This is a genomic window from Pararobbsia alpina (assembly GCF_902859895.1).
In the GTDB taxonomy this organism is placed as follows: domain Bacteria; phylum Pseudomonadota; class Gammaproteobacteria; order Burkholderiales; family Burkholderiaceae; genus Pararobbsia; species Pararobbsia alpina.
This window is the reverse complement of record NZ_CADIKM010000098.1, coordinates 1-6841: the sequence shown is the minus strand read 5'-3', so window position 1 is coordinate 6841 and position 6841 is coordinate 1. Positions and strand designations below refer to the sequence as shown.

The following is a 6841-nucleotide window of genomic DNA, read 5'->3' as shown; positions in this document are numbered from 1 at the left end:
CTTTGCGTACGATTGTCACCTTGAACGAACCGCTTCATCTTGCTCATCCCTCGCGATCGGATGGCAAATTTTAGCGCCCCAAAAAGCGTTTTGACACAATCTGGGCCATGAACGGTCCTTCGCAGCCGGTTGGCGAACGTCTGCTTGCGAGCTTTCCACGGGGGATCCCGAGGAGCCCTGTCCACCGGCGTTTTGTACGTTGAGCGGCAAACCTTCAGAGCCAGGCCGGGCGGACTACTCTGCCGGCCAATCACCCCGTGATATGCATAGCTTCTAAAGGCTGTTCCATTCTTCAGCCTCGGCGGCTTGCGTTACCCAGACGGGCTGCGGTGCGGGCCGCTTCAGGGCCGCCGTGGCTGGTGCCCGAAGGCGCGCCCGAGCCGCCGTCGTGTGCGTTTGCGCGACAGGACGGCGCACGTCGACGTCAGGTGAGTGGTTCAGCCTGAACATCGAAACGGAGGCTTTCAGATCGCCTGCCTGCGACTCAAGCGAGCTGGCAGCCGCCGCCGCCTGCTCGACCAGCGCCGCGTTCTGCTGCGTGACGACATCCATCTGCGTGACGGCCTGGTTGACCTGGCCGATGCCCTTGCTCTGTTCCCGCGAGGCGGCGGTGATTTCACCCATGATGTCGGTCACGCGCCTGATCTCGTGAGTGATCTGGCGCATCTTCTCACCCGCCTCCCGGACATGGCCGGCGCCTGCCTGCACGCGCTCCACAGAGTCATGGATCAACTCCTTGATTTCCTTCGCGGCCGCCGAGGAGCGCTGCGCCAGAGACCGCACTTCCGAGGCCACCACTGCGAAGCCTCTCCCCTGCTCACCCGCCCGCGCCGCTTCGACGGCCGCGTTCAATGCGAGGATATTGGTCTGGAAGGCGATACCCTCGATGATGCCGACAATGTTGGTGATCTTGTCCGAGCTGGCGTTGATGCCCTCCATGGTTTCGACCACGCGCGACACCACGGTGCCCCCCCGTTCCGCCACCTGGGCGGCCTGCGCGGCGAGCTGGTTAGCCTGACCGGCATTGTCGGCATTCTGGGTGACGGTCGAGGTCAGTTGCTCCATGCTCGACGCCGTCTCCTCGAGCGAGGCGGCCTGCTCTTCTGTGCGCTGTGACAAGTCCTGGTTGCCCGCGGCAATCTGGTGCGTGGCGGTAGCAATCGAGTCGGCCGACAATTTGATCGTGCCGATCGTTTGTGCGAGCTGCTCCTGCATGCGCTTCATCGAAAACAGCAGGCTCGAGCGGTCGTCGGGTGCCGTCTTCACCATCGCTGTCAGATCGTTACTGGCAATCTGGTTGGCGATTTCGGCAGCATAGGACGGCTCACCGCCCAGCGAGCGGAAGATGCCCCGGTTGAGCAGCACCACGATAGCCGACAGGGCGCCGGCCAGTACCACCAGAATCCCGAGGCTCTGGTACAGCGTCGAGCGGAATGCCGCATCGAGGTCGTCGACATAAAGCCCTGTCGTGAGAATCCAGTCCCACGACTGATAGGACACGTTATAGACGATTTTCGGAGAGGCTTCGGTTCCACCTATTTTCGGAAACGAAGACGCGGTAAAGCCCTGACCGTCATGCTTGATAACAGCGACTATGTCTCTGAAGAAGTAGACGCCATTCGGATCCTTGTAGTCGCTGACGTTCTTGCCTTCCAATGCCGGTTTTGCCGGGTTCATCAGCACTGTCGGGTGCGAATTGAGGATCACGAAATAGCCGTCTTCGCCGTACCGCATATTCCGGACGCTGTCCATGGCCCGCTTCTGGGCTTCCGCGACGGGCACGGTGCCGGCGGCGGCCTGATCGCCGAAGGTCTTGACGACACTCAGCGCAACCTCCGATGCATGTTTCAGGTCCGCCTTGCGCTCGTCAAGACGCATTTCTCGAGTCTGGTAAGCGTTATAGATCGATATCCCGGCGAGACACAGCAGGCTCAGGATCAGTGGCAACCAGAGCTTCTGGACGAACGACAGCTTCATATTTGCAAACCTTTCAGATTGAGAGCAAGGAGCAGGCAATTCACCAAACTAGACTTTTGTAAGTAACATCATCCTTCACATGGATAACGGCAGTTCGCTGTAAATATTCAGGCGAATTAGAACGCGCGTCGCGCACCTGGCGGTAATTCGATGAACTTCAACCTCACTGATAGCCCAGCCACCCGGCCGACGCTGACCGCGCCTTGAGCCCGAGCCTGCACCTGAGTGGCCCGCTGCCGCATCGGTGCCAGCGAAGCGCCCGATGGCAGGTACCCTCGGGGAACCACGGCGCTGCCCGTTGCGTACGGCTCCGTCCGAATCGCGGCCAGGCCATGATTTGACAAACGCCCTAGGCATCCTGCACAGGTGTGGGCCACAGGAGTCTTCGATGGACCGACAACCGGCACGTCCATACTTGGAAGCGACCTCGGATCGGCGGCCTTTCGTTACGCCGACCGGCCTGAGTAGGCCAGAGCGGCCGCTGTGGAGCGCGGTGGTGACATTCGCAGAAACTAGCTGAGGGGCTGCAACGGGTCCACTGGTCGGTGGACAGGTTGCGCGATTTGACGTTGAGCTTCCGCGCCCGACCGTCAATTTCAGTCGTTCGACACTCCCCTTCAATTGGTCGGACAATCATCAATCCGCGAGCCCGAGGGCTTGTCTATCGTTATGAGTGAGGCGGATACACGGAGGGGCGGTCTGAATGCCTTGTTCAGATGCGCTTGGATCACCTTGACTGTGAATTCAGCCTTGGAGGCGGTGGGCTTGACCGCAGCACTCGCTACCGCATTGGGTAATTCCGGCATCAGCTGTAACGTGGTGGCGGGCGCATACCACGATTATATTTTTGAGCGTTGCGCCGCCGCTTCCCTCCGGGACCGATCACGGGTGCCTTAACTACGCCTCGAACGCCAAAGAGCAGACCAACGCGGCAGGAGCGACGTGAGAACTTCATCCTTCAGGACATAGTGGGGATAAAGCGCAACAAGTGCGCGAAATCCCGCCAGCCACATTGTCGCATCGCCGAGCATTGTGTGGATCCGCGCTCTGGCAGCACCTACAATATGCAAATCCTTGAAGACGGATCGAATTTCGATTGCCCCGGGAAGCGTGAGCGCATGGCCCTCAAGCCAAGCACCGATAATGGCTGTAAGTGGGAGCGCGGATAGAAACACGTACAGCGCCCATCGAACGGCGCTCGCAGCGACGCTCATCCATCGTGAAACCTGCAGAGCGTCGGACCACGTGTCGACCATCCTCCACGGTGCAAACGTGAATTCCATGAGAACGAGTATCGCTGTGGACCAGCGAAGGAATTGGTCAAGGGGTCCGTAGCGGCAGGGAGAGGGGTTCGCCATACTATGTCGGTTTCGTGAGACCACTCATGGTGCTGCGCCGGATGGACAGGGTTTATTGTGGAGCGTCAAAATGCGGTGAGAACACTGGCCCGGACGAGCCACATCGTCGGAATTGCAGTGACTGGTGCGCTAACGGGTTGGAAGTCGTTCACGATGTGTATTAAGGATGTCTTAAGGAAAGTTTCGCGACCCTTTCGCCACAACGTTTCGCGAGGTGGATCGATGACTTCTGGAATCAGGCTGGTAGTGAGGCGGTGCGGTGCAGCCGCGATCACGGCGCTCACTTTTTCGGGCGCTCATGCAGGCGGATTCGATCACGAACTAGCGCTGGACCAGAGCGGCATATGGAACCGCAACGTTCAGCTCGCGCTCGAATACGCCGTGATAGCCACAGAGGTGGGCGGGGCGCTGTGGCTCGGGAACGAGAATGAACTGGGCCATACATTCTGGCAAACGGCCGATGCTTCGGTCATATCCGCGGTCGCTGCACACGGCATGCAGCTCGCGTTCGGTCGCCAGCGGCCCATCGCCGGCCAGGGACCTAACCAATGGTTCAGCGGCGGACACAGCTTTCCCAGTGGCGAAGTCACCCTGCAGGCGAGTTTCGTGACGCCGTTCATCGTTAACTATGGCCGGCGTGATCCGTGGGTCTGGGCGCTCGAAGTGTTGCCGCTCTACGATTCGATCGCGCGCATGAAAAGCCAGGCCCATTGGCAGACCGACGTCCTGGCCGGCTGGGCACTGGGCACGGCGGTTGGATACTGGAGCACCAGATGGCAGACACCGCTGTTCGTGCAGATTCTTCCGCACGGCTTGACGGTAGGCTTTGCGAAGCGGTTCTAGGTCTCGTTGCGAAACGGACGTGAGTCGTGTGCAGATGGCGGCATGGCCGTGGCCCGATCTCCTTTGCGCAACCCTCCGCAAGGTCGACGTGGAAAGTTGCTCGCAACCGCCCGCATCGAGCGTCACGAACGGGTCATTGCGAGGAAATGGCCGTTTGATTCTCGAAACCCGCCGATTCCACCACGTTGCGTCGAAGGACCGAAACGGGGTCGCCAAGCGACGGACGGGTAGTTCGGCCAGTTTGAGCCGGTCACGTGCAATCTTTGAAGTTCGGTTCCTGAGCATTATTTAGTACGCTGGTATCAGATAGGCTGACCGCTGATCAGTACTCAGGAGAATCAGCGTGCCAGACGGGCCGTCCGGCGCTTGCGGGCCGGCGCGCCGTTCGCTGGCGGGGGGGCACCCACTGAGAAGGAGCCGTTTATGGAATCGCCTTCAGGCCCGCAAGCCGGAGCCCAGATCCGCCACGTCGACGGGTCAATGGCCAAGTTGGCGCTGGCCGCCATCGGCATCGTGTTCGGCGACATCGGCACCAGCCCGCTCTACACGATGAGTACGGTATTCGACGTGAATCACGGGCTGACGCTCACCCGCGCCAACGTGCTGGGGGTGGTGTCGCTCATCATTTGGTCGCTGATGATCGTGGTGACGCTGAAGTACGTGACGCTGATCATGCGCGCCCACAACCACGGCGAGGGCGGCATCATGGCGCTGCTGGCGCTGGCGTCCAGTTCGGTGATGGATCGGCCCCGCCTGCGCAACGGGCTCCTGCTCGCCGGCGCGTTCGGCGCGGCGCTGTTCTACGGCGACGGTGTCATCACGCCGGCCATCTCGGTGCTCAGCGCGGTGGAAGGGCTGCAAGTGGCGGAACCGCGCCTCAAGCCCTTCGTGGTGTCGATCGCGCTTATCGTGCTGATCGCCTTGTTCCTGGTGCAGCGGCGCGGCACGACCGGTATCGGCGCGGTGTTCGGGCCGGTGATGGTGCTGTGGTTCGGCGTGATTGCGGTGTCGGGACTGCTCAACGTCAGTCGCGCGCCGGCCGTCCTGGCCGCTTTCAACCCGTTCCTGGGCCTCGAATTCCTGGTGCGCAACGGCTGGTTGGCGTTTGTCTCACTCGGTGCGTTGGTGCTGGCGCTGACGGGTGCCGAGGCGCTGTATGCTGACATGGGTCACTTCGGCGCACCGCCGATCCGCCTGTCGTGGTTCGCTCTGGTGCTACCCGCTCTGGGGCTCAACTACCTGGGCCAGGGCGCGCTGCTGTTGTCGGACGCCAAGGCCGTGGACAACCCCTTCTTCCGCCTCTTCCCGTCGGTGGCGCTGTTCCCGATGGTGTTGCTGGCCACGGTGGCGACTGTGATCGCGTCGCAGGCGGTGATCAGCGGTGCGTTTTCCATGACCAAACAGGCCATGCAATTGGGCTTCATGCCGCGCATGGGCATCGTCCACACCTCCGAGCGTGAGGTCGGCCAGATCTACGTGCCCGCCATCAACTGGCTGCTGTTGATCGGGGTGGTGGCGGCGGTGCTGGGCTTCGGTTCCTCTACGGCGCTGGGTTCGGCCTACGGTATTGCGGTGACGGGCACCATGATGATCACCACCTTCCTCACGTTCTACGTGGTGCGTTACGCCTGGCACTACAACTGGTTGCTGTGCGTGCTGGCCACCGGCTTCTTCTTCGTCATCGACTTCGCGTTCTTCTCGGCCAACCTACTCAAGTTTGTGGACGGCGGGTGGTTCCCGCTGCTGCTGGGCGCCATCATGTTCATTGTCATGTCTACCTGGCACCGCGGTCGTGCACTGATGGTCGAAGAGGCCCACACCCATGCGGGCACGCTGTCGCTCGCCCAGTATCTGGACGGCCTGTTTGCGAAGGAAACGATACGCGTGCCCGGCACCGCCGTGTTCCTGAGCATCGACATCAACGTCGTGCCGCACGCGCTGGTCAACAACCTGGAACACAACCACGTGCTGCATGAGCGTGCGCTGTTCGTACACGTGACCAACCTGGATGTGCCTTATGTGCCGCGCGAGCAGCGCGTGGCGATCACGCCGCTGGGCCACAACTGCCACAGCATCGTCGTGACCTACGGCTTCAAGGACGAGGCCAACTTGCCGCAAGCGCTGCGTGACTGCGAACCGAAGGGCCTGGTGGTCGATCCGGCGCAGGTGTCCTATTTCCTCAGTCATGCCACTGTGGTGGCGACCGGAGGCAAGGGCATGCCGGTGTGGCGTGAACGACTGTTCAGCGTGATGGTGCACAACATCGGCAACATTGCGGCTTATTTCAAGCTGACCGCAAACCGGGTGATCGAGCTGGGTTCGCGCGTCGAAATATGAGGTGAAACCTGCGCCAAGCTTCGCACACTCCGAGTCCATGACGGCATGGCGACAAGGTCGACGCACGAAGAATGGTGCGCTCGAATCACATATATCTTGCGGGCTGAAGGGAATGAGCTTCTGAGCGACTCAAAGGGGTCGGCTGCGGCCGACTGCATGAGACGGTAGCCGGCCAGGAACCGCCAATCGAAGCATAACTACGAAAGTCGGCTTGCGGCCCAGATTGTGTCAAAACGTCATTTTGAACCGCTATGATTTCTCATCTGGTATCGGAGGCGAGCGAGATGAAGCGGTTCGTTCAGGGCGACAGCCGTACGCAAAGTTTT

Annotated in this window: 3 protein-coding genes; 2 read left to right on the top strand and 1 reads right to left on the bottom strand. The window is 61.0% G+C overall.

Translation table 11 applies throughout. From position 1 onward, the window contains the following. Nucleotides 1-273: 273 nt before the first annotated feature. Entirely contained in the window at nucleotides 274-1977 is a 1704-nt protein-coding gene (locus HV670_RS29070) for a methyl-accepting chemotaxis protein (RefSeq protein WP_175108397.1), read from the bottom strand. 1580 nt (nucleotides 1978-3557) lie between these two features. Here HV670_RS29070 and HV670_RS29060 point away from each other — a divergent pair. Beyond that, nucleotides 3558-4178 carry a phosphatase PAP2 family protein gene (locus tag HV670_RS29060; RefSeq protein ID WP_175108396.1) on the top strand — a complete coding sequence of 207 codons (621 nt, stop codon included), beginning with the start codon at nucleotides 3558-3560 and terminating at the stop codon, nucleotides 4176-4178. A 423-nt stretch (nucleotides 4179-4601) separates the two neighbouring features. Further along, a complete protein-coding gene (locus HV670_RS29055) occupies nucleotides 4602-6515 on the top strand; it encodes a potassium transporter Kup (protein ID WP_425511486.1) in 1914 nt (637 codons plus the stop codon). Nucleotides 6516-6841 lie beyond the last annotated feature (326 nt).

Coding starts and splice junctions, on each gene's coding strand:
- HV670_RS29070 (WP_175108397.1), bottom strand. CDS start 1,977: ATGAAGCTGTCGTTCGTCCAGAAGCTCTGGTTGCCACTGATCCTGAGC.
- HV670_RS29060 (WP_175108396.1), top strand. CDS start 3,558: ATGACTTCTGGAATCAGGCTGGTAGTGAGGCGGTGCGGTGCAGCCGCG.
- HV670_RS29055 (WP_425511486.1), top strand. CDS start 4,602: ATGGAATCGCCTTCAGGCCCGCAAGCCGGAGCCCAGATCCGCCACGTC.